Annotated in this window: 21 protein-coding genes; 9 read left to right on the forward strand and 12 right to left on the reverse strand. The window is 58.1% G+C overall.

Features of this window, described 5'->3' with window-relative positions; genetic code table 11:
- Positions 1 to 164: 164 nt before the first annotated feature.
- Positions 165 to 629, reverse strand: coding sequence for a GNAT family N-acetyltransferase (locus KVT32_RS26885; RefSeq protein ID WP_217619079.1), 465 nt, complete (start codon positions 627 to 629; stop codon positions 165 to 167).
- A gap of 829 nt (positions 630 to 1,458) precedes the next feature.
- On the reverse strand, positions 1,459 to 1,890 hold the full coding sequence (locus KVT32_RS26890) for an ATP-binding cassette domain-containing protein (protein WP_217619080.1): 432 nt from the start codon (positions 1,888 to 1,890) through the stop codon (positions 1,459 to 1,461).
- Positions 1,891 to 2,007: 117 nt separating this feature from the next.
- Between KVT32_RS26890 and KVT32_RS26895 the strand changes: the two genes are divergently transcribed.
- The 5 genes from KVT32_RS26895 (at position 2,008) to KVT32_RS26915 (ending at position 5,328) form a co-directional block, all read left to right on the forward strand.
- Positions 2,008 to 2,508 carry a hypothetical protein gene (locus KVT32_RS26895; protein ID WP_127185748.1) on the forward strand — a complete coding sequence of 167 codons (501 nt, stop codon included), beginning with the start codon at positions 2,008 to 2,010 and terminating at the stop codon, positions 2,506 to 2,508.
- A gap of 45 nt (positions 2,509 to 2,553) precedes the next feature.
- Positions 2,554 to 3,291 (forward strand): HupE/UreJ family protein, encoded by a 738-nt coding sequence (locus KVT32_RS26900; protein WP_081397462.1) that lies wholly within the window; start codon positions 2,554 to 2,556, stop codon positions 3,289 to 3,291.
- A gap of 19 nt (positions 3,292 to 3,310) precedes the next feature.
- Positions 3,311 to 4,102, forward strand: coding sequence for a transmembrane anchor protein (locus tag KVT32_RS26905; RefSeq protein WP_217619081.1), 792 nt, complete (start codon positions 3,311 to 3,313; stop codon positions 4,100 to 4,102).
- Positions 4,103 to 4,561: 459 nt separating this feature from the next.
- The gene (locus KVT32_RS32225) at positions 4,562 to 4,951 is read left to right on the forward strand and encodes a hypothetical protein (RefSeq protein ID WP_254637034.1); all 390 of its coding nucleotides are present in this window, start codon (positions 4,562 to 4,564) and stop codon (positions 4,949 to 4,951) included.
- A gap of 89 nt (positions 4,952 to 5,040) precedes the next feature.
- The gene (locus KVT32_RS26915; protein WP_217619082.1) at positions 5,041 to 5,328 is read left to right on the forward strand and encodes a metal-sensing transcriptional repressor; all 288 of its coding nucleotides are present in this window, start codon (positions 5,041 to 5,043) and stop codon (positions 5,326 to 5,328) included.
- A 31-nt stretch (positions 5,329 to 5,359) separates the two neighbouring features.
- Here the strand turns inward: KVT32_RS26915 and KVT32_RS26920 are convergent, their stop codons facing one another.
- The 10 genes from KVT32_RS26920 to KVT32_RS26965 form a co-directional block, all read right to left on the reverse strand.
- On the reverse strand, positions 5,360 to 5,644 hold the full coding sequence (locus KVT32_RS26920; protein ID WP_217619083.1) for a hypothetical protein: 285 nt from the start codon (positions 5,642 to 5,644) through the stop codon (positions 5,360 to 5,362).
- Positions 5,645 to 5,816: 172 nt separating this feature from the next.
- Positions 5,817 to 6,974, reverse strand: coding sequence for a glycosyltransferase (locus tag KVT32_RS26925; RefSeq protein WP_238911490.1), 1,158 nt, complete (start codon positions 6,972 to 6,974; stop codon positions 5,817 to 5,819).
- Between the two features lie 59 nt (positions 6,975 to 7,033).
- Positions 7,034 to 8,275 carry a TolC family protein gene (locus KVT32_RS26930; RefSeq protein WP_217619084.1) on the reverse strand — a complete coding sequence of 414 codons (1,242 nt, stop codon included), beginning with the start codon at positions 8,273 to 8,275 and terminating at the stop codon, positions 7,034 to 7,036.
- Positions 8,272 to 8,574, reverse strand: coding sequence for a DUF3240 family protein (locus tag KVT32_RS26935; protein WP_076469030.1), 303 nt, complete (start codon positions 8,572 to 8,574; stop codon positions 8,272 to 8,274). Before KVT32_RS26935 ends, KVT32_RS26930 begins: the two co-directional genes overlap by 4 nt.
- Positions 8,567 to 11,650: an efflux RND transporter permease subunit gene (locus KVT32_RS26940; protein WP_217619085.1), complete on the reverse strand. Its 3,084-nt coding sequence runs from the start codon at positions 11,648 to 11,650 to the stop codon at positions 8,567 to 8,569. The genes KVT32_RS26935 and KVT32_RS26940 overlap by 8 nt, the downstream gene beginning before the upstream one ends.
- A complete protein-coding gene (locus KVT32_RS26945) occupies positions 11,650 to 12,777 on the reverse strand; it encodes an efflux RND transporter periplasmic adaptor subunit (protein WP_217619086.1) in 1,128 nt (375 codons plus the stop codon). Before KVT32_RS26945 ends, KVT32_RS26940 begins: the two co-directional genes overlap by 1 nt.
- Before the next feature lie 649 nt (positions 12,778 to 13,426).
- Positions 13,427 to 13,552, reverse strand: coding sequence for a YHYH domain-containing protein (locus tag KVT32_RS26950; RefSeq protein ID WP_127185740.1), 126 nt, complete (start codon positions 13,550 to 13,552; stop codon positions 13,427 to 13,429).
- 106 nt (positions 13,553 to 13,658) lie between these two features.
- Entirely contained in the window at positions 13,659 to 14,981 is a 1,323-nt protein-coding gene (locus tag KVT32_RS26955) for an MFS transporter (protein WP_217619087.1), read from the reverse strand.
- Positions 14,982 to 15,005: 24 nt separating this feature from the next.
- Positions 15,006 to 16,157, reverse strand: a complete 1,152-nt coding sequence (locus KVT32_RS26960; RefSeq protein WP_217619088.1) for a nickel/cobalt efflux transporter — start codon at positions 16,155 to 16,157, stop codon at positions 15,006 to 15,008.
- 11 nt (positions 16,158 to 16,168) lie between these two features.
- Positions 16,169 to 16,447, reverse strand: a complete 279-nt coding sequence (locus KVT32_RS26965; RefSeq protein WP_217619089.1) for a metal-sensing transcriptional repressor — start codon at positions 16,445 to 16,447, stop codon at positions 16,169 to 16,171.
- Between the two features lie 146 nt (positions 16,448 to 16,593).
- On the opposite strand from KVT32_RS26965, the gene KVT32_RS26970 reads away from it, so the two are divergent.
- The 4 genes from KVT32_RS26970 to KVT32_RS26985 are packed head-to-tail and all read left to right on the forward strand — an operon-like array spanning position 16,594 to position 20,350.
- On the forward strand, positions 16,594 to 17,535 hold the full coding sequence (locus KVT32_RS26970; protein ID WP_217619090.1) for a chromate resistance protein ChrB domain-containing protein: 942 nt from the start codon (positions 16,594 to 16,596) through the stop codon (positions 17,533 to 17,535).
- Positions 17,528 to 18,907: a chromate efflux transporter gene (gene chrA / locus KVT32_RS26975; RefSeq protein ID WP_217619091.1), complete on the forward strand. Its 1,380-nt coding sequence runs from the start codon at positions 17,528 to 17,530 to the stop codon at positions 18,905 to 18,907. Before KVT32_RS26970 ends, chrA begins: the two co-directional genes overlap by 8 nt.
- Before the next feature lie 9 nt (positions 18,908 to 18,916).
- A complete protein-coding gene (locus KVT32_RS26980) occupies positions 18,917 to 19,387 on the forward strand; it encodes a chromate resistance protein ChrB domain-containing protein (RefSeq protein WP_076468622.1) in 471 nt (156 codons plus the stop codon).
- 33 nt (positions 19,388 to 19,420) lie between these two features.
- Complete coding sequence (locus KVT32_RS26985) at positions 19,421 to 20,350, forward strand: Fe-Mn family superoxide dismutase (protein ID WP_076468624.1); 930 nt, start codon at positions 19,421 to 19,423, stop codon at positions 20,348 to 20,350.
- The last annotated feature ends 903 nt before the right edge of the window (positions 20,351 to 21,253 follow it).

The raw sequence follows: 21,253 nt of genomic DNA on the forward strand, positions 1-21,253 counted from the left end.
AATCCGCATTACCTTCCCCCGCTTTCAGTCAGCCAGCTCTAAATCGCAGTAGGAGATTGAAGTGAACATTAATAAACGGCAATTCTTGCCACAACTCAACAAGCGCCGTTTCTGCATTGCGAGTCCGCTCGGCAAGCACGATAGCTTCGGATAACGGCCTGCATTCAAAGTGGACGAACGTATAGCATCACGTCTCGGCCGTAGTGATGTGTCTCACACTCGAAGTTGAATCCCGATCGTTCTAGGAGCCGCTGCGACCTAGAATTAGCAGGCCAAACGACAGCGACCAGGTCTTTTAGAAGCAAATGGCTTTTCGCGTAGTCGCAGGCCTGCCGGAGCGCGTCGGTCGCCAAGCCCTTGCCCCAGTGCGCTCGTGCCAATCGGTACGCGACCTGTATGCGTGTGGTGCCCGCCAGAGGCGTGAGACTTATCCATCCGGCCGTGCTACCAGCGGAGGTCACTGCCCAGTGGCCCAGTTCGCCGTGGTCTGCCGCGATATATGCAAGCAGCGCTTCTCGTCGTTCCGGCGTCGGGTGGATCAGACCTGTGCTGTGCCGCATCACCTCGGCGTCTGCCTCTAGCGCCAGAATAACGTCAGCATCGGTTGCCTGGAGTCGTCGCAATCTCATCTGGGGGACCTGCTTGAGAATGAAGGAGTACAGGATAGCGCATGTATGTCGGGAGAATTGACCTCAGTGCTTGCACCATATCGAGGTCGTGCGTTTCAGCCTTACTCCGACAAATGCTTCTGTAGCACGTGGGCGCACGACCGCTTCTGGCCGAGAGTCGTCCTTGCTGACCGGCCGATGACGACCCGAAGCGGCCACTAGCCGGACATGTCGTATTCGCAGGGCGGGCGGGCCCCTAGCATGCGAAGGAGTTAGCACCTCAGACGGGGAGCTGGTCCGCAGCCACATCCGCGCTCTGCGATCATCGGGCATGAGATCGACGCTGCGGTGGTAGGCACCCTTCGCGGGATCCGCTTTTGTGCGCTGTGAATTAGTGAGGTTCAGAAAACGTAAAGTTCTTCCGAACCTAAGTGTGGGCTTTTAACGTCTACCGGAGAACGACCTCATATGAGGAAATGGAGGCTCCCTCCAGCGGAGAGGCCCCCCAATTCCCGCCATTACCAACGAGTCGCGACGGTCACATCCGGCTCTGCGCGAGCTAAGCGCAGCGTAAAAGCATACGCCGACCAATATTGCCAAAGCAATTCCGATTCCTAACATGGCGATGCATCCTAATGTTGGTCGATCAGTTCTTACTGAAGGCTGAATAGATCAGCCGAAGAACGTTTAGTTCCGTAAGGAGCGCAGCTCCCACCCTGTCCTATCCAGATAGGCAGGCCACATGTACCGACCGGTATCCCAAAGATGCCGGTCGCACCGAACCGCAGGGTCTAGACCTCATTAATGTCCTGGAGGGGCTGCCCGCTTGCGCGGCTACCGCGTGCGCTAGTCATGGGCGCGCGTTCGTCCCGAGGGCCGCTGCCTGGATAGTGGCAACGTTGTGTCGCATCATGTCGATGTAGCTGGCTGCGGGGCCTGAGGCGTCGGTGAGGGTGCCTGAGTACAACGTACCACCTACAAAACCGCAGCGCGGCCATAGGCCGAGCGACACCGGATCGATTACACGTGCTGGGAATGAGCGATCAAGCTCGGCTTCTTGCGGTAAGTATGCGATCCGGGTGGCTTCGCGGGTTGTGCATTTGCCGTAGATGGGGCGGAGAATGCCTGCGATACCTTTCAGGAGGGTCGACTTTCCTGCCCCGTTTGGGCCAACCATCGCAGTCAGAGACCCGGTTTGTAAGGTTCCATTGACGTGATCGACGACAGGCTTGCCGCTATAACCTAGTGTCAGGTCAAGGAAATCAAGGCAGATGCGGGCCATCAAATGTTCGCCGGTTCTGTGGTCATAGCTAGGTGACAGGTACCAAATATTTGCAATGATATAACATGTTTTATGTTCGCATATGTGATCCCTTTCGCGCCGCGGAGCAGACATCCCTTGCAGTTCGTCAAATCCTGTGGGGGAGGATATAATTCGGCGGTTGGTGCAACGCCCCGCGCGGGCGCGCCTAGTCTGGACCACTACAGCTCGACCATCGCGTCATTGACACTTTTGCCGTTTCATCTACGCCTTATCCGACACGTCATCGCGTTCATCGCGATGATTGTGTTCGTACTCCCGACCACCAGCGCACCGGATCAACTATTCGCTGCGGTTGCTGGCCAGTCGGGCTGGGGCGTCGAAGGCGGACTGCATGGTCACGTGCACGAACATGACGACCCGACATTGACCGCTTCACAAGCGGGAAACCCGGATGCAAAGCACTCGCACGGCCACAACCAGGCCGATCATTCGCACGACGCAACGGGTTTGGTTGCTTCTTCATCAGCGCCGCTCACCTATCGCCAGCGATCATGGCAGACCCGCCGGGTTGGCTTGCCGCTTTCGCACACCCCATTTTTGCTAGACCGTCCACCGAGACCCGTAGTCGCCCTGTAATCGTGCCGCATCAGCGGCCAAACTCATCGACTAATGGATACTCGCATGACCGCTATCGCTCATCGATACGGGCAGACGCTTGCGCGCGCAACACGCGGCCACCTGCTCGTCTCATCCCTACTGCTTTTTTTCGCCCTTTCCCTTCTAAGCGGAGCCGCGTTTGGCCACGCCGTGGCAGAAGGAGATAAGGGGTACATCCAGGAGATTTCAGGCGTTCACCTGATGTCGTTCATCTACCTGGGTGCCAAGCACATGGTCACGGGCTATGACCATATCCTCTTCCTGCTTGGCGTCATCTTCTTCCTGTATCGGCTCAAGCACATTGGCCTTTACGTCAGTCTGTTTGCCCTTGGACACTCCACGACGATGTTGTTGGGCGTGTACTTCAACGTGGGCATCAACAGCTACGTCATTGACGCGATCATTGGGCTATCCGTCGTGTACAAGGCGCTCGACAACATGGGAGCCTTTCAACGATGGTTGGGCTTCCAGCCCAATACGAAGGCAGCCACATTGATATTTGGCTTCTTCCATGGCTTCGGGCTGTCGTCAAAGATCATCGAATACAACATCTCGCCAGACGGGCTGGTGCCAAACCTGCTTGCGTTTAACGTCGGTGTCGAAATCGGCCAATTGCTCGCCCTGTCCGCGATTCTCATCGTCATGGGCTACTGGCGTCGGACCGACAGCTTCTTCCGCCACGCGTACTCTGCCAACGTCGTGATGATGTGTGCTGGATTCGTCCTGATTGGCTACCAACTTACCGGCCTGTTTGTGGCCTGAAATTCAAGGATTCCCTGACATGTACAACACCGATAAGCCCACGCGCGAAGAACTGCCAACGTCCGCGCAACTAAAACGGTCCACGTTTATTGCTGCCGTCAGCGCCGCATTCCTGTTGGTCACCATCGTGCTTCCGTCTGAATACGGTATAGATCCCACTCGCATCGGGCGCCTGTTGGGTCTGACAGAAATGGGCCAGATCAAGACTCAGTTGGCTGCGGAAGCCGCCGCTGACGCGGCCAGCGATGGCGCAAGCGCTTCCGGCGGAGCCGATCAAAAGGCTGTTTTGAATCGGCTCGAGCGCATAGAGACTCTGCTCGTTCGTGGTGCCATCCCGAATGCAACGGCAGCAGGTCTTGCTGCTCCGGGGGCTTCAGACGCGCCAGCAACGCCTGTGAAGCCTGCCCCAACTGTGCCGGCGAACACGCAGCCCGTATCGACTACGCCGCCAGCTGTAACCGCATCATCGGGAGCCGCTGCCTCCAAAAAAATGGCGGGACGATCTGACGAAGTGTCCTTCCAGCTCGCGCCCGGACAGGGCGCGGAAATCAAGCTCGTCATGAAGGAAGGCGCACAGGCCAAATTCAGCTGGGCATCGAAAGGCGGATCGGTCAACTTCGATACGCACGGAGACACCAAAGGAAAGTCCATCAGCTACGAAAAGGGGCGGGGTGTGGACGCCGATGACGGTGTACTGGAAGCTGCTTTCGACGGAAACCATGGCTGGTTCTGGCGCAATCGGAACGGCGACACAGTGACCGTCACTCTAAAGACCAATGGGGACTACGCGGAAATTCGACGCGTTCTTTAACCGGTAGTCTACCGGCGGGTGGGAAATTTCTCCGTTTCCCGTCCGCCACTTCGCCGCCATTCGCCTCTGCCTGCCTAGGCCGGCCGTGGCCGTATATCTGCCCGAAAGTGCCGCACCATTTTGTTCTCCGGTTGTGGCAGGGGCCACAATCAATCGGAAATCCCGTTCATGAACTCTCGCCGCTCTCGGGCGCGCCCAATCTCCGCGCAGTCTAGGAACCCATTAGCTACTTGGTTGACAGAAACGAAGGAATTCCTCTCCGCATTGATCTCTAATCCTCTATCAATGGGCGCCGTACTGCCTTCAAGCGCTGCGCTTGCCGCTGCGATAACAGCGTCGGTGCAGCCGGGGCCCGGGAGAATCCTGGAGCTTGGATGCGGCACAGGCGTGTTCACCCGAGAGATCCTGCGGAAAGGTGTCTCGCCGGCAAGGCTCATCTTGGTAGAGCGGGACGCTACCTTGAGCCAAGGGCTGAAGGTTCAATTCCCTGACGCTACCGTACTTCAAGTGCTTGCTCAGGATTTATGTCCGGTCCTGCATCCCGAACTCAAGGAAGTTTCGACCACGGTCTGCGGCTTGCCATTGCTGAACATGAGTGCTCTAGAGCACGAGCGGCTTCTTCGGACGGTCTTTGACGTCATGGTGCCTCAGGGTGCTTTGTATTTGTTCACCTATGGATTTCGTTGCCCCGTCTCGCAATCGGTTCTCGACAAATTCGAACTATCTTTCAGTCTGGTCAGCTTTGTGGCTCGTAATCTCCCCCCGGCGTCCGTTTACCGAATAGCCAAGCGAACCTATGTGACACGAGGCGACGTCGCTGCTGGCTGTCCCGAAGGAGCTGGTCTGTAAAAGAGTGAGAGTCCAGGCGTGCCGAGCTTATGTGGGGGGAGCGCTGGCACCAAATGCTCCAGCATGTTTCTGTGTATGATGCTTCCATCATGAGCAAAGCAAGCCCCCTACAGCCACACCATCATCACGATGCGGTCTCCAAGCGGTTAAAGCGAGCCGACGGCCATCTGCGCAGCATTTTGCAGATGATGGAAGATGGTAGGTCCTGTTTAGAGCTGGCCCAGCAGCTGCAGGCTGTGGAGAAGGCCATTTCTCAGGCAAAAAAAGTGCTGATACAGGATCACATCGATCACTGTCTTGAGAGTGCGATTGGGGCGATCAGTGCGGAGAGTCAGCGTACGATCGACGAATTCAAGGAAATCACGAAGTATCTGTAGGCCGATAGCCCCATGTCGCCGTTTTCGTGACTTAGTCTGTGACTTTCGAGGCGGCTTCCGCCCGTAGTCTTTCCACTTCAGCCTGATACTCCGGGCCATTTTTCAGGCGCTGGTATTCCGCATAGCTACGGCGATACGCCGGGCTGAAGACGTCGATTGGCCCCCGGCCGCGGTAGAAATGGTCCATGCCCGATCGCTGCCACATCGCTACGTCAGCCCGCACCTCTATTCGGCTTAACCCAGATCCTTCGGTTGGGGCGCTCGTGCACGCCGTCAGGACAGCAGCGTACGCCGAGACGAAGAGAATCCGTTTCATGTTCTAACTCCATGGGTCAATTTCAATCGCGGAGCAGGGTAGGCGGTGTGATCGGTTGAGATAAGCTTGAGATTAGCCCTCGAAGCGGCGTCTTCTCCAGACATCAATCCAGGTGCAGTGACATTTACCAGCATCAAAAAAACACCGTGCACGCTGACGCCGACCTTCAGCTCTATCCATTGGCGCCGCTCAATTCGTGCCGTCTTGGGGTGGGGAAAACCAGTTCCACATAGACACGTTGGGTACCGTGGATAAAGTCAATCTGATCGAATTCGGCTTCCGCCTTTCTTCGCGCTGCGACGCCCATGTCAAAGAGGTCGAACGTCTGCCCTGCGATCTCGGTAAGCAAGGCTGCGACTGAATCCGGGGAGCGTGGGGGGACCACCCAGCCGTCGATGCCGCGGGTAATATTCTCGGGTAGGCCAGCGTACTCAGTGACGATCACGGGCTTTCCGCAGGCCATCATTTCACGGCATGCGAAAGAGATAGTCTCTACCCGGTGAGATAGAACAAAGCCCACATCGATCGCAGAAATGAACGGTCTAACGTCATCGAGTATTCCCACATAGCTAAATCGACCTTCCATGCCCAGCCCTCGTATTTCCGCAAGGTCGGTGCTGGATATCGGGCCCCCTGCGACCGCTACATGGAAGCGCTCCCGCACTGCCAGAGGCAAGCGGGCAACAGCGCGGATCATGTCCATCCAGCTCTTGTACTCGCCCGTCCCTGCGTTACTTCCCAGCACGATGCGGCCAGCAAGCTCTTTGCCGAAGTAGCGCGCTCTCATACCGAATTTGTCCTTCCCGCTAGATGGGCGAAAGGCTCTCGTATCTACGCCGTTGAATACCGTGGATATGCCGGCGTTCGCGTATGCCGTCTTTGCGAGCTTCCTGCGGACGTGATCGCATACGGCAATCACGTGATCGGTGCCTAACCATGTACGGATACGCGCGCTCAGCGCAGATATGGGCTGATCGTTGTGCTTCGTAAAAACAATCTTTGGTCGTTGCTTCAAGAAAAGAGACGCCAAGATAACCAGCTTGTGATCAGCAGATCCGTTAACGTGTACTACATCGAAATTCTCGCGTTCGAGCAGGGCGCGCAGCTTTCTTGCCGGAGCGGGCATCCGGTAGATGCGAGATGAAAACTCTATGGGGTAAGTGCGGACATTCGGAATGTCCGCCGCAAGTCGTAAAAGTGCGCACCCTGGTGGCGCGGCCACACTGATAGAGTGGCGCCCCACCAGATTTTGCGCCAGGCGAGAGATGTATATGGCATGACCGCTGACGTTGGGTCCGACATGAAAATTTGTGTAGAGAATCTTCATCATGATTTTCCTGGAATGAGTCCTTCGCCGCGCTCCTCTAGGAAGCGACGGCGCTTGGAGGCTCAGTCTTTGTCGAGATCCCAGATCAGATGCGCATCTATCTTCAGCTTGTAGGCCGCTTTCAACGCCTCGGCTTGGGCCGCCAATGCGCTGGCAGTCGCTCCGGTGTCCTGACGTTTCGCGATCAGCAGGCTCTGCAGGTCGACCTCGCCGAGGCTGTATGCGCGCTGCATCAACGCGGCATTCTTCAATAGCATTTCCGCGTTCTGGCGAGCGACTTCGGCGGTCAACAAAGTCCCGCGGGCTGCAGCGATGTCGCTTGATGCTTCGACGTCGAGTTGGCGACGCTTGAGTTCAAGTCCTTGATACGAAACATCCGCGCTGGCCGCCGCTTGATCGGCACGCTTTATCCGCGCGCCTCCGGGGATAGGTATGCTGACGCGCACACCCCAATAACGTTCGGCGCCGCCGCGTTCGGAGGCGGTATATATACCTACGGTTGGATCGGGAACGCGTTCGGCTCGCGCTCGGGCCGCAGCCGCTTGGGATTGGGCCAATTGAGTCTGGACAATCTGAAGATCCTCGCTTGCGTCGATGATTCGAGTCCGAAGCTCGACATCATCTTGCGGCAATTTTTCAGGTAGGGGCAGTTCGGTCGGTTTGCGCTCAATGCCTGGAAAGCGCATGGACAGGCGGGACCACGCAATATCGCCAAGCATGGCGGCCTGGCTACGTTGTCGGTTTTGATCTGCCAGCTCGGCTTGCGCCAATCCCAAGTCCAGTCGAGAGGCGTCGCCGGCCTTCACACGCCTTTCGACAGCCTGCACGCTTTTTTGCACGGTCTCATAGTTGGTCTGGGCAAGGCGATTTGCCGCTTCAGCGTGCAGCCAGTCGACCCAGAGCCTCATAAGTTCAGTGGCGGAGTTGTGTATTTGTGCTCGGTACTTGGCTCGAGCCTCGCTGAGCACGCCGCCGGCGAGCTCCCGATCCGCGTTCGCTTTCCCGGGAAGACGAATCCCTCTGTCCACACCGATGTTCCATTCGTTGTAGTGTTCTCCGGTGTTCACATTGCGGCGCTGCGCGCTAACGGATGGTGTCCACTCATAGGGAGAATCCTCAAGAATTCCGGCCGCGCTGCGGGCAACACGTAAGTTCGCGATCGCCGCGGCTACTGCCGGATCCTTGTTAAGCAGCTCGCGGACCTGCATCGTGTCCGGCATTTTGACGTCTGGTTGCGCTGGCGATTTCGCTTGCGCAGGCATCGTTGCGACGAGTACAGCAGCAAAAATATGAGGCTTTATCATTTCTGCCCTCCGGACTGAGCAACCGCGGTGCGCCACATGAGCAATCCCGATTTTCCGAATGTGGCGCTAAGCCGTTCTTCTATCTCGTCCGCCTGCTGGTGGTCGCACAACACCCGGATCTCTACGGCCGCCGCGCGTCCCAAGACCTGTTCCGCCTGGCTCAGCGCGCCAAAAGCGACTCCATGCGCGGCCGCTGTTTGGCGGATGAATACGGGCGACGGCTCCATCACGAGAAGAAGATCCTGTATGCCTTCTTCGACTGAAGGCGTGCAGAGAATGGTGAGGCAAGTTTCAAACATTGGCGTCTCCTCGCTTGCTGAATGCGAAGCGCAGGTAGAGAATCGGAAGGAGTAAGAGGGTGAGCGCTGTGGCGGTAATCAAGCCGCCGATGACGACGATAGCCAGAGGGCGCTGAATCTCAGATCCAGGGCCAGTCGCAAACAACAGGGGAATGAGCCCGAAGGCGGTGATCGAGGCCGTCATCAGAACTGGCCGCAGGCGTCGTTTGGCTCCCTGTACTACCACTTCCCGCAAAGAAAGACCTTCCAGCCTCAACTGGTTGAAGTAGCTGACGAGAACGACACCGTTGAGTACGGTGATCCCAAGAAGCGCAATGAAGCCGACAGAAGCGGGCACCGACAGGTATTCGCCGGTAAGCCAGAGCGCTACGATGCCGCCTACGAGAGCGAACGGGATGTTGCTCAAGATGAGCAATGACTGCCGCACGGACCTGAACGTTGAGAACAGCAGAATGAAGATCATGCCCAGGGCTACGGGAACAACAACCGTGAGTCGAGCCGCCGCGCGCTGCTGATTTTCAAACTGCCCGCCCCAGGAAATTCGATAGCCGGTCGGCAACGGAACTTTGCTGGCCACCAGCGCCTTGGCCTCTTCAACGAATCCGACCAGGTCGCGGCCGCCGACGTTGGCGATCACGACGCTATATCGGCTGCCCATCTCGCGATCGATCTTGACCGGCCCGGCTTCGCGTTCCAGCTTGGCGAGCGTAGACAAAGGCACCGTTCTGCCATCGGGCGTGGTTAGACGCATGGCCGCAAACTCGGCGGGGGACATTCGGGTGCTTTCTGGACCGCGGACGACGATTGGAGTTCGACGGTTGCCTTCGATCGCTTCGCCGGCACGTTGGCCTTCTATCTGAGCGCGAAGCGCGTCCTGAATCGCCTCGACCGATAGTCCAAACTGCCCGGCTTGCACCCGATCTACCTTCACCTGCAGATACTGCACGCCGTCGTTTTGAACCGTGTAAACGTCTTGGTTCCCGGGAACCGTTTTCAGTACCGACTCGACTTCTTGAGCGTAGCGGTTGAGCTCATCCAGGTCGGGCCCATAGATCTTGACGGCAAGGTCTCCGCGAACGCCGATGATCATTTCGGATACGCGCATTTCGATCGGCTGCGTGAAGCTGTACTCGATGCCGGGCATGGGATCTAGGACCTTGCGGATTTCATCCATGAGCGCTTCCTTGCTGCCCATACGCCACTCGTCCCGCGGCTTGAGAAGAAGGTACGTGTCGGTCTGATTCAAACCCATCGGATCAAGCCCAATCTCGTCGGATCCGGCACGAGCCACGATGCCCGTGATTTCAGGCAGCGAGGTCATCAGAGCTTGATGAATGCGCATATCCAGCTGGGCGCTTTCTTCAAGGCTGATGGAGGGAAGTTTCTCGATACCGACAATCAGGTCACCTTCATCCATCGTCGGCATAAACGTCTTGCCGACCTGGGTGTAGATGACTGCGGCGCCGAGCAACATTGCGATTGCGCAACCGGCAACGAGTTTCTGTCGCTTCATTACCCACTCAAGAGTGGGCTCATACAAGCCAAGCAGTTTGCGGGGTAGCCAAGGCTCGTGATGGCTGACCTCTTTCAACAGGTAGGAGGACAGAACGGGAATCACGGTGAGCGAAAGAACCAGCGATCCCGCTAGTGCAAATACGATGGAGATCGCGACAGGTACGAAGAACTTTCCTTCAAGGCCTTGTAGCGTCAGCAACGGGAGAAATACCGTGATGATGATGAGAATGCCGGCGGTCACCGGAACGGAAACTTCTCTTACCGCTCGATAGATCGTATGGAGTCGCGGGACCTTTCCTGCAGTGGGGTCACTGGCGATGCGTTGGACGATGTTCTCAACTACCACGACTGCGGCATCTACCAACATGCCGATGGCGATCGCCAGGCCCCCCAAGCTCATTAAGTTGGCGGACATGCCAAAAAAACGCATGAGGATGAAGGTGCTTAATGCTGCCAGCGGCAATACCAAGGCGACGGTAAGGGCGGCTCGCAGATTCCCAAGAAATGCGCCAAGCAGCACGATTACCAGCGCGGTGGCTTCGAGCAACGCTTTCGAGACGGCTCCCACCGCTCGATCGACTAGCAATGCGCGGTCATAGAATGGCTTGATCGTCACTCCAGCAGGGAGGGTCGGCTGAAGCTCTGCCAGTTTTGCCTGGACGCCTTCGACTACACGTTGTGCATTGGCGCCGGCAAGTCCTAAAACCAGACCCTGCACGGCCTCACCCTTTCCGTCTTGCGTGACCACGCCGTATCGTGTGACGGTTCCCACTTTGACTTCGGCGAGATCTCCCAGACGCAGGGATTTGCCGTTTGCCGAAGGCACGACGATTGCACGGAGGTCGTCTAAATCTCGAACATTTCCTTCGCTTCGAACTAGCAGTACCTCGCCGCCTTCGCCCAGGCGTCCGGCGCCGTCGTTGCGGTTGTTGGCGGAGACGGCGTCGCGTAACTGCTCAGTTGTGACACCGGCTGCGGCCATGCGCAGGGCGTCCGGCACGATTTCGAAAGCGCGTACTACGCCACCCAGTGCGTTGATGTCCGCTACACCAGGCACTGAGCGTAGTGCAGGACGGATCACCCAATCCAATAAGCTCCGTCGCTCTGCGAGCGTTAGGGAGTCGCCCTCGACGGTGAACATGAACATTTCACCTAAGGGGGTTGTGATTGGGGCCATGCCACCTTCGATGCCCGGCGGAAGATTCTCTAGAATCCCTCCAAGCCGCTCACTGACCTGCTGCCGCGCCCAATAAATATCGGTGCCGTCCTCGAAATCGATCGTCACGTCAACCAACCCGTACTTGGTCACCGACCGCAGGATGCGCGTGTTTGGTATGCCAAGCATCTCCACTTCAATGGGTACTGCGATGCGGTTTTCGACCTCCTCTGGTGTCATGCCCGCGGCTTTCATGATCACCTTTACCTGAGTACTCGATACGTCAGGAAAGGCGTCGATAGGCAGCCCTCGGTACGCATACCAACCGGCTCCGGAGAGGATCGCGACCAAGATCAGGATAAAGAGCCGCTGCGAGAGCGAAAACTGAACTAGGCGTTGGAGCATCACTCCTTCTCCCCGTTCTTCAACCAAGCGCCCTTCAAGGCGACGACGCCTGCTGTCGCGATCTGATCGCCATCCTTCAGGGCACCGGACACTCGCGTAACGTTCCCCGCGCTGGCCAGCAATTGGACTGGGCGAGCTTCAAAGCCGTCCTTGCTTCGAACAAAGACATAGGCGTTCTTTCCGTCATGCGCGATGCCAGCAAGTGGAATACTCCATCCTTTCGGTCCTTCGCTCGATGCAAGCTCCGCGCTCAGGATCTCGCCAGGGCGTAGGGGCGTGGCCGATTTTTCCACTTCAGCGCGCACGGTAACGGTCTGCGACCCGGCGTCTACGATTGCTGCGCTGCTGATAAGGCGGGCCGTTACTTCACGCCCTTGGACGGTCACTTGTGAACCTTCCGTCCACGACACGAGCTCCGTCGCTGGTACTTGAATCTGCAGCCAAAGGGTTTCGGTGCTGGAGATTTCTGCAAGGGGCGATGTCGTGTCGATCCGTTGGCCCGGACGCGCGGTGATCGCGTTGACTACGCCCTTGTGGCCGGCGCGCACCGTCAACGTGGATTGGGGCGCGGCCGATTTCTCAAGGCTTTGTATCTCGGACACTGTCATGCCAGTCAAGCGCAATGCCGCCTGAGCTTGAAGCAGAGCCGCCTCTGCCTCACGAAGGGCGGCGTTAGCTTCCTGCACCCGTCGTTGCGGAATGATGCCCTCGGCATACAGGCTACGTTCGCGCTGGAAATTCTGGCGCGCGAGCGACGTCTTGGCCTGGTTCTGGATCATGTCGAGCTGCAGTTGGCCGTATTCGCTGCTCGCGACGGTGAGGAGCGGCGTTCCTTCGTCTACCGCTTGGCCGGGCAGGGCGAGGATCTGTGTAAGCAGACCTGAAACTGGCGAACTGATGACCCGGTCGGCATTCGGCGGCATCACGACTTTAGCGGGATAAGCCGTCTTAACCTGCGGTGAAGCCGAGGACAACGGCAATAACGTGATCCCGAGTGCGGCAATCTGGTCGTCCGCGACACCAAAAGCGGCCGGTCGATCTGCCGCGAATGCAGCCGAATACACGAACAGGCAGCCGACAAGGCACAAGCGAGCGCGGCAGCGCTCCGTGGCCGATAGGTTTTTCATGAGACTCTCTAAGGCGCCAGACAGGCGCAGCAACGCTCGCGCGGCTTCTTGTCGCCGCGAGCGAATTGAACAATCAGCCCTTTGCGGGCATGAAAATCAGAGAGGGAGTGCGCTGCGAGGAGGACGCAGCGGCGGCGCAATGGCCAAGCTTGGCACCTGGGGTCGTGCCAGAGACGGGTGCGCCGTTAGGTGGGGTAGAAGAAGCGTTTGTGCAACTGCTGGCACAAGGCCAAAGGGATGGTGAGACGCTTCATGTAGAAGCTGATGCTGCGTGTCGGTAAGCTGACCCGGCGCCGCCTCGTCGCCGGCATGACGCTCGGCGTCCGAGACCACAAGAGTCTCTCCATGACTGTCGCTATGAGCGACCCAACCTGTTCCCCAGCCGAGCAGTACCGTGCTCGCCAGCATTGCGGCAAACAGCAGTAATGAAACGGCCTTTTTGATGGGAAGGGGCATAGAACGGGAAGCGGTACTCCGAGATTCGTCTAACGCTGTAGGCCGAAAATCGGGTTAGATCTGGTACAGATCGTATCCTAGCGGGGGGGATGGGGTCAACTTACAATTTCGTAAGGATTTGGGTCCGAAACCGGGTCCTATCCCGCCCCTCTCCGGGGGCAGCATGGTCGCCGTCCCCGGGCCTTTCAAGGTTTCAATGGCAGTGCGAGCCGCCATTTTTGTTGTCTCGGTGGCAACCATTCTTATCGGTGCCGCCGCTATGTGCCAATGCGGATACCGAGACCAGCATAGCGATAACAGCCAAAGCGAGCTTCTTCATAATCGATCTCCTCTCTAGAGCAGTCCCTTATGGACGGCGATTAACATTTAATCATGTTTGTATAGAAAAGATACGAAAACCGAAATCGGCGGCAAAGTCGCTATCGCTACTTGGGTCGGTCAGGCCACCGGCGGTGATCATCGTCCACGATGTATTCATGCGAATGATCTTCGGTCGCTCCATGTTCGTCGACCGTAAGGTGCGGGTGACCTGGACCGAGGTCTGGATGCTGGTGTTTGACCCGGTTCGGATCGTGCGATGGCCAGATTGTCGCCGCCACGGCAACGGCTGCGCACGCAACACCGCCCATGATGAGGAATGTTGTGCGAGCGCTGGCGTTGGCACTTAGCCAACCCGCAAGCGGATAGGTGACAAGCCAGCAGGCGTGCGACAACGCGAACTGTGCTGCAAAAAGCGCAGGGCGATCCTCTTGATGGGCTGAACGCCGTAGCAACCGGCCGGACGGCGTCTGAGCCAGGGAGTAGCCTAGCCCCAACGCTACCCACAAGGGCAACAGCCCACCATATGACGTCACGGCCATGCCGCCCAATAAGCCAACTGCCAGGACGGCGGCACCCGCCAACATGGCACGCCTGTCGGGGACGCGCTCCAGAATGCCTGGAAGCGTTAAAGCCGCCACCATGGAGCCGGCGCCAAACGCCGCGAGCGCCCACGCAGTTGCGTGTTGCGTGAGTCCATAGCGCCCTTGCACGAGCACCACCGTGTTGACGATTACCATTGAGCTGGCGGCAGCGACGGCCACGTTCAGTGCCAGAAGGCCGCGAAGACGCGGGGTGGCCAGATAAATGCGCAAGCCGCGCGTTGTCCGTTCGTATATGCCGCGGGGGGGAGGGGCTTTCGCTTTGGGCAGCACGACCGAAACCACAAGTGCGGCCGAGGCCAGGAAACCCACCATGGTGCCCCAAAACAGGCTGTGAAAGCTCACGACAGTCAGCAGGAGTGCCGCCAACATTGGGCTGGCGACACTCTCCAGGTCATACGCTAGCCGGGAAAGCGAAAGCGCCCGTGTGTAGTCTGCCTCTTTTGGCAACACGTCCGGGATGGTGGCTTGGAAAGTCGGCGTGAATGCCGCAGACGCGGATTGGAGCAGAAATATGAGGATATAGATCTGCCACGTTTGCGTGACAAAGGGAAGCGTCAGCGCGACGAGTGCGCGTACAAGATCCAAGGCGACCAACATGGCTCGTCTGGGCAGGCGCTCAGCGAAGGCAGCCGCGATAGGCGCGACGCCGATGTAGGCCAGCATCTTGATTGCCAGTGCGGTGCCCAGCACCTCGCCAGCGCTGGCGCCCGCAAGATCGTAGGCCAGTAGACCAAGAGCGACCGTGGCGAGGCCGGTGCCTACCAATGCAACCACTTGCGCGGTGAACAAGTGGCGATACGTTCTGTTGGCAAGGATGCTTAGCATTCTTGTTCCTTGATTCAGTTAATCCTACGCATGCAAGGCGCGCATGCCGATCCAACCGTTCAACCCCACATAGATGCCGACGGCGATGATCAATAGGCTGGAGAGATACGGGGCACGACGCGCCACTGTGGAGAACCAGCTGTACCGTTTTGTCGCATGCCGTACGCTCAAGGCCGCAACGGCGCCGACCGTGACAAGCGTGATCGCCAAACCGATGGAAAAACACAGCACGAGAACTGCGCCCAACGTGAATTCCTTGAGTTGCAGGCACAGCAACAGCACGGTGATTGCGGCAGGGCAGGGAATGAGCCCGCCCGTCAGTCCGAACAGCGCGATCTGCCAGTTGGTGACGTTCTTGTCCGCAAAGCGACGCCGGATGTCGTTCGCATGCGCCAATTGGTGAGCGTCTTGAAAGCCTTCTCCCGACACGTCCAACCCACGGAGCTCCTCGTGAATGTGGTCGTGCTGATGGGCATCGTTTTCGACAAAGGCAACGTCATAGCTGTGCGCATGATGTCCGTGGCTCAAGGTCAACCGCGCCATGAACTGATGGGGTTCCGGAATCTCGTCGACGGACTCCAGGTATCCGCCACGATCGACAAAAGCAAAACTCTGTACCGAGCCATCCGGACGTTCTATGGAGACGTTGACGTCGGCGGCGCGCCACGCTTGCCCATTGAGGGTCCGCAAACGCCAGCGCGGTGGGACTCGGTTTTCGAAGACCTCTAAAACTACCCGGCCATGGCCCGTGTCGATTTCCCGATGCGCTTCGCCATGAGCATGCGCCTCGTGCGAATGACCATGATCGTGGTCGTGCGGATCGTTCGCGTGTTGTTCGCGCCAAGTGCGCCAGAGCATCCAGGCGGCAATCAGCACGATGATCAACCCTGATGCCAGCTGGAAGTAGGGTTCCAGGCCTTCGGCATCTACACCCTGCCACAAGTACATCCCTCCAAGCCCGATTCCCCACACGATCAAGGTGTGCGAGATGGTTGCTGTGACCCCAAGCAACACGGCTTGGCCAACCGTTCCTCGTATTGCGACGATGAACGCCGCCATCATCGTTTTGGAATGCCCGGGCTCAAGTCCGTGCAACGCGCCAAGAAGTATGGCGCTTGGAATGAACAGCCACGCGTGAGAGGCGCCCTGCGCGAGGAGGTCGGAGAATGACAGCATGGTTGCTTCCGCTAGAGGTACTTCGTGATTTCTTTGAACTCGTCGATGGTGCGCCGACGTTCGTCGTTGAGTTCGCCCACCGCATCTTCCAGGCAATGGTCAATATGGTCTTGAATGAGAACTTTCTTGGCCTGGGATATCGCCTTTTCGACCGCGTGCAACTGCTGGGCAAGGTCCAGGCAGGGACGATGCTCTTCCATCATCTGCAAGATGCTCCGCAAGTGGCCTTCGGCGCGCTTGAGTCGCTTAGCGATGGCGTCATGGTGGTGGTGAGGAGTCGATGTCGTCATGCACCGATAGTATCCCCCAGGGGGGGATGTGCAGGCAAAAACCATGACTAGTACGTGGAAACTGTTGCATCGGCACACGAATATTGTTGTGTTGATATATCTACATTTATGTAGCGTTTATGACTTCTTGGATGTACGCTTTGCTCATGAACTGGCTAACTCTCGTCCTCTCCTTGCCTACCGAAAACGCTACGGCGCGCATGCGCGCCTGGCGCGCCTTGAAGGCATGTGGCGCCGCTGTTTTGCGCGACGGTGTCTACCTTCTGCCTAGGCAGGACGGCGAGGACACCTTGGCAACCATAGGGCGCGAAGTGCGAGACAACGGGGGCACGGCCCATCTGCTTCAAACAACGATGGATGTTGATGAGGAAAGCGAGTATCAGGCGCTTTTCGACCGCTCGGCGGACTATGCCGAGCTGATGAAGGAGGCCGCGCAAGTGCATGGCTTGTTGACGCCCGACAGCGCTATGGACACGCTCAAGCAAACCCGCAAGCTGCGCAAACGGTTCGTTCAGATTGCGGCCATCGACTTTTTCCCTGCCGAAGCCCAGCGGCAAGCGGATGCCGCGCTGAAAGAGTTGGAAGAGGGGGCGAATCGTGCGCTGTCGCCCGACGAGCCCCATCCGGCGAACGGGGCGATTCCTCGCTTGTCGGCCGCTGAATACCGGGGCCGCCACTGGGCCACGCGTGCGCGCCCGTGGGTGGATCGGTTGGCTAGCGCCTGGCTGATTCGGAGGTTCATCGACCCGGACGCCCGTTTTCTATGGCTTCAATCGCCGGCGGATTGTCCGGACGACGCACTGAGCTTCGACTTCGATGGCGCGACCTTTTCCCATGTCGGCGTCAAGGTGACGTTCGAGACGCTCTTGGCTGCGTTTGGCTTGCAAAGTCCGGCGCTGGATCGGTTGGGATCGATCATTCATTACCTGGACGTTGGTGGCGTGCAACCCGCGGAAGCTGCAGGCGTGGAGCAGGTCTTGGCTGGCTTGCGCGAGACGATCACTGATGACGACCAGTTGTTTGCCTTAGCCAGTGGCATTTTTGACGGCTTGGCGGCCAGCTTTGCAAAGGGGGCAGGAAATGAGTAGCCGATTGCAAGAGGCGGGGACGCCACCTTTGGAAAGCTCGGTTCCCCTGGAAGCGCCACAGCCCGTCAGCTTTCGTCAGGCGCTTTGGTTCTGGTTGAAATTAGGCTTCATCAGCTTTGGCGGGCCCGCTGGGCAAATCGCCATCATGCACACCGAACTGGTGGAGCGGCGTCGCTGGATCAGCGAGCGCCGGTTTCTGCACGCGCTGAACTACTGCATGTTGTTGCCCGGTCCAGAAGCCCAGCAGTTGGCCACCTATATCGGATGGCTGCTGCACCGGACCTGGGGTGGAGTGGTTGCAGGGGGCCTTTTCGTGCTTCCCTCGCTATTCATTCTGATCGGATTGTCATGGGTATATGTGGCTTGGGGCGACGTTCCCGTCATCGCTGGACTGTTCTATGGAATCAAGCCAGCCGTCACGGCCATCGTCCTGCACGCGGCGCACCGGATCGGCTCGCGCGCACTGAAAAATCCCATTCTTTGGAGCATCGCTGCGGCGGCTTTCGTGGCCATCTTCGCTGCGAACGTGCCATTCCCGCTGATCGTCGCAGTGGCGGCATTGGCCGGCTTCGTAGGCGGCAAGAAATGGCCCGAGTACTTTCGTACCGGCGCGCGGCATGGCTCAGGCGCCTCAGGTTTCGGCCCCGCGTTGATTGATGATGACACCCCCACGCCCAGCCATGCCAAGTTTCGTTGGCCGCGGTTGGCGGCCATCGTAGGAATAGGTGCATTGATGTGGGGCGCGCCCATGGGTGTACTGACCGCTGTCTACGGTTGGCATGGTGCATATACGCAGATGGGCTGGTTCTTCACGAAAGCTGCTTTCCTTACTTTCGGCGGCGCTTACGCAGTGCTGCCGTACATCTATCAAGGTGCTGTGGACACCTATGCGTGGCTCACGCCGATCCAGATGATCGACGGCCTGGCGCTGGGAGAGACCACACCTGGCCCGCTCATCATGGTGGTTGCTTTTGTTGGATTCGTCGGCGGGTACGCCAAAGCGCTATTGGGCCCGGAGACGCTATTCCTGGCTGGCGCGCTGGCTGCGACGATCGTCACCTGGTTCACCTTCTTACCGTCGTTCCTATTCATTCTGACCGGCGGCCCTCTGGTTGAGGCGACAAAAGAAGACCTGAAGTTCACCGCGCCACTTACTGCGATCACCGCGGCGGTTGTCGGCGTCATTCTCAATCTGGCGGTGTTTTTTGGCTATCACGTCCTGTGGCCGGAGGGCTTGGCAGGACGCTTTGAACTGGGCTCGGCGTTGATCGCGCTGGGCGCCGCCATCGCGCTGTTTAAGTTCAAACGCGGTGTGATCGAGGTCATTGCGGCTTGCGCCGTCATTGGCCTTATCCTGAAACTCACCCTATGAGGTGGTGCCATGAAATGGATTACGCGGGAGCATCCGAAGATTGACCGTATAGCCTGTCCTTGGCTGATTAGCCGGTACATCGATAAAGAACCCGAGTTCCTGTATGTCCCGGCCGACCGCGTGCTGAGCGAGGCCGAAGCAACGGGAGCTGTGCCGTACGACATCCCAGGAGTGACCCTGACGCACGTCGGGGAGCGATGCAGCTTTGACACATTCCTGGATAAATACGAACTGCACGACGCAAGTCTTAAGGACTTGGCGGTGATCGTACGCGGGGCGGATACCGACAGATTGGATCTTGCGCCCCAATGCGCCGGTCTTCTGGCCGTATCGCTCGGGCTGTCTCGGAATTTCCCTGACGACCATCAGATGCTCGAACACGGCATGGTGGTCTACGACGCATTGTACGCTTGGTGCCGCCACGCGCGCGGCGAAACACACACTTGGAACTATGCGTCCGAGAGTGGTAGAGCGGCCTAACGTGTTAGGCGCAATAGCAAAAGGAGAGTCATCATGGAACTGATGGCAAAGCCGCTCCTCGTGGATTCAGAACGGATCTCTGGGCTGAGTGGAAAGCTTGTGCGCAGCCACTATGACAACAACTACCTGGGCGCGCTGGCACGATTGAACGCTATTAGGAAAAAAATGGAGGAGTCGCGTTGGGAATCAACGCCGGCCTTTTCGCTCGTGGGCGCCAAGCGAGAGGAGTTGCTCGCAGCTAACTCCGTGTTTCTGCACGAGGCCTACTTTGAAGTTCTAGGAGGTGATGGGGTACTCCCCGCAGGAGGGCTTTCCGTCGCATTGGAGCGCGATTTTGGGTCTGTCGATCAGTGGAGCGCTGAATTCACCTCTCTAGCAAGAGCGATGAGTGGGGGATCCGGTTGGGCGATCCTCGCGTGGTCCTCGCGTGACGCCAAGTTGGTCAATCACTGGGCCGGAGATCACACCCAGCTATTGGCTGGTGCTTCGACATTGCTCGCACTAGACATGTACGAGCACGCCTATCACATCGACTTTGGTGCGAAGGCAGCTGCCTACGTCGACTCGTTTATGGCCGAAATCCAATGGCGTGTCGTCGCCTCACGGTATGCCCGGGCGATAGACGAAGCGAGCTTAGGGATGGAAATCCAAGCACCCGAAGCAGCGGCGGTGGGCGCAATCGCAATTCTGGACGTGCGACGGCGCGCGGTATTTTCCCTTTCTTGCGAGAGGGTTGCGGGCTCTGAGTGGCAAGACCCTGCGCAGCCTACGGAATGGATGCGCAATTTCGACAAGTCCGGGCCTGTCGTGGTCTATTGCGTACATGGCCACGAAGTCAGCCGAAGCATCGCGTTGGCGCTCAACGCAAGGGGTATCCCTGCGCGGTATCTCGTGGGAGGGATAGAAGCATGGCGAAAGGCTGGACTGGCTATGACGACTGAAAAGAAGCATCCGGCGGACTGACCGCAAGATCTCGAATGCCGGGAGTTGGTCGAGCCTAGTCCCGGAAACAACGCGCATGGGGCCCGAAACCCCGGTAGGAAGCCTGGACTCTAGTGCTGAGGCGAATGTCCGATTGTGGCCGAAAGCAGACAGGTGCTCCGCCCGCAGTCCAGCCAGTCAGTCGAAGCCCTGGGGCAGACCGCCCCGACGGAGACGATCAAGACCCAAATTGGTAAGCGCGGAGAACACACTTGGACAGTTGTGCCACGTGTTTAGCCGCTAAACCATCAAGTCCAAAGACGTTCATCGAACCCGTGGATATGTGGATGATCGCTGCGCGACCACGCGGCTCGCTGCGCTCAACCCGTGGACAACCGCTGATGGACAAACGGTGGACAGGCTCTGCCTGCCCACACGCTTGACCACAGGGTGTGCCCACGGGCTCCCCGAGTTTCACCCACATACCCACCGGCTCTCATCAAATCTCATTTTGAAAGATGAAAATCCAAACAGCCGGCTCGAGGTGATCTCCGGGTCTCATGCGCGGTTTATGACGCCAAGGCTCTAGCTCCCCGCTGGCCATGCGGAGCGACAAATCACGCGGAGGCTCTAAAAATGCGCTGAATGTTGCCGTTACCTAACTGTCGTTAGCAGCCGAAGTCTTCTATTCGGTATTGCACGCTAGCGCTGACCCGTGGGCCGGCCAGCGTTGTTTCTACGTCAAAGGAACGATCGCAGAATATGAAACTCGCCAGATTGATTTTTCTCTCCGCGCTGAGTCTGCTCGGATGCTCCGGCCAAGACGACGAGCAGTCATCGACACATCGCCAAAAGAGTGAAGTGATGAACTGCGTGCCAGCAGAAATCCCCTAGAAAAAGTAGGTTGATGCAGGGCTCGGCAACTAAAAACACACATGAGAATAT

It is taken from the genome of Achromobacter sp. GbtcB20, assembly GCF_019091095.1.
Classification (GTDB): Bacteria; Pseudomonadota; Gammaproteobacteria; order Burkholderiales; family Burkholderiaceae_B; genus Achromobacter; species Achromobacter mucicolens.

Excerpts from the sequence above, each read along its gene's own strand:
- KVT32_RS26950 (WP_127185740.1), bottom strand. The coding sequence starts at position 13,552 with ATGAAGAAGCTCGCTTTGGCTGTTATCGCTATGCTGGTCTCGGTATCC.
- KVT32_RS26935 (WP_076469030.1), bottom strand. The coding sequence starts at position 8,574 with ATGTTTGAAACTTGCCTCACCATTCTCTGCACGCCTTCAGTCGAAGAA.
- KVT32_RS26905 (WP_217619081.1), top strand. The coding sequence starts at position 3,311 with ATGTACAACACCGATAAGCCCACGCGCGAAGAACTGCCAACGTCCGCG.
- KVT32_RS26955 (WP_217619087.1), bottom strand. The coding sequence starts at position 14,981 with ATGCTAAGCATCCTTGCCAACAGAACGTATCGCCACTTGTTCACCGCG.
- KVT32_RS26970 (WP_217619090.1), top strand. The coding sequence starts at position 16,594 with ATGAACTGGCTAACTCTCGTCCTCTCCTTGCCTACCGAAAACGCTACG.
- KVT32_RS26890 (WP_217619080.1), bottom strand. The coding sequence starts at position 1,890 with ATGGCCCGCATCTGCCTTGATTTCCTTGACCTGACACTAGGTTATAGC.
- chrA (WP_217619091.1), top strand. The coding sequence starts at position 17,528 with ATGAGTAGCCGATTGCAAGAGGCGGGGACGCCACCTTTGGAAAGCTCG.
- KVT32_RS26930 (WP_217619084.1), bottom strand. The coding sequence starts at position 8,275 with ATGATAAAGCCTCATATTTTTGCTGCTGTACTCGTCGCAACGATGCCT.
- KVT32_RS26885 (WP_217619079.1), bottom strand. The coding sequence starts at position 629 with ATGAGATTGCGACGACTCCAGGCAACCGATGCTGACGTTATTCTGGCG.
- KVT32_RS26945 (WP_217619086.1), bottom strand. The coding sequence starts at position 12,777 with ATGAAAAACCTATCGGCCACGGAGCGCTGCCGCGCTCGCTTGTGCCTT.
- KVT32_RS26965 (WP_217619089.1), bottom strand. The coding sequence starts at position 16,447 with ATGACGACATCGACTCCTCACCACCACCATGACGCCATCGCTAAGCGA.
- KVT32_RS26960 (WP_217619088.1), bottom strand. The coding sequence starts at position 16,157 with ATGCTGTCATTCTCCGACCTCCTCGCGCAGGGCGCCTCTCACGCGTGG.
- KVT32_RS26980 (WP_076468622.1), top strand. The coding sequence starts at position 18,917 with ATGAAATGGATTACGCGGGAGCATCCGAAGATTGACCGTATAGCCTGT.
- KVT32_RS26940 (WP_217619085.1), bottom strand. The coding sequence starts at position 11,650 with ATGCTCCAACGCCTAGTTCAGTTTTCGCTCTCGCAGCGGCTCTTTATC.
- KVT32_RS26925 (WP_238911490.1), bottom strand. The coding sequence starts at position 6,974 with ATGATGAAGATTCTCTACACAAATTTTCATGTCGGACCCAACGTCAGC.
- KVT32_RS26915 (WP_217619082.1), top strand. The coding sequence starts at position 5,041 with ATGAGCAAAGCAAGCCCCCTACAGCCACACCATCATCACGATGCGGTC.
- KVT32_RS26985 (WP_076468624.1), top strand. The coding sequence starts at position 19,421 with ATGGAACTGATGGCAAAGCCGCTCCTCGTGGATTCAGAACGGATCTCT.
- KVT32_RS26900 (WP_081397462.1), top strand. The coding sequence starts at position 2,554 with ATGACCGCTATCGCTCATCGATACGGGCAGACGCTTGCGCGCGCAACA.
- KVT32_RS26920 (WP_217619083.1), bottom strand. The coding sequence starts at position 5,644 with ATGAAACGGATTCTCTTCGTCTCGGCGTACGCTGCTGTCCTGACGGCG.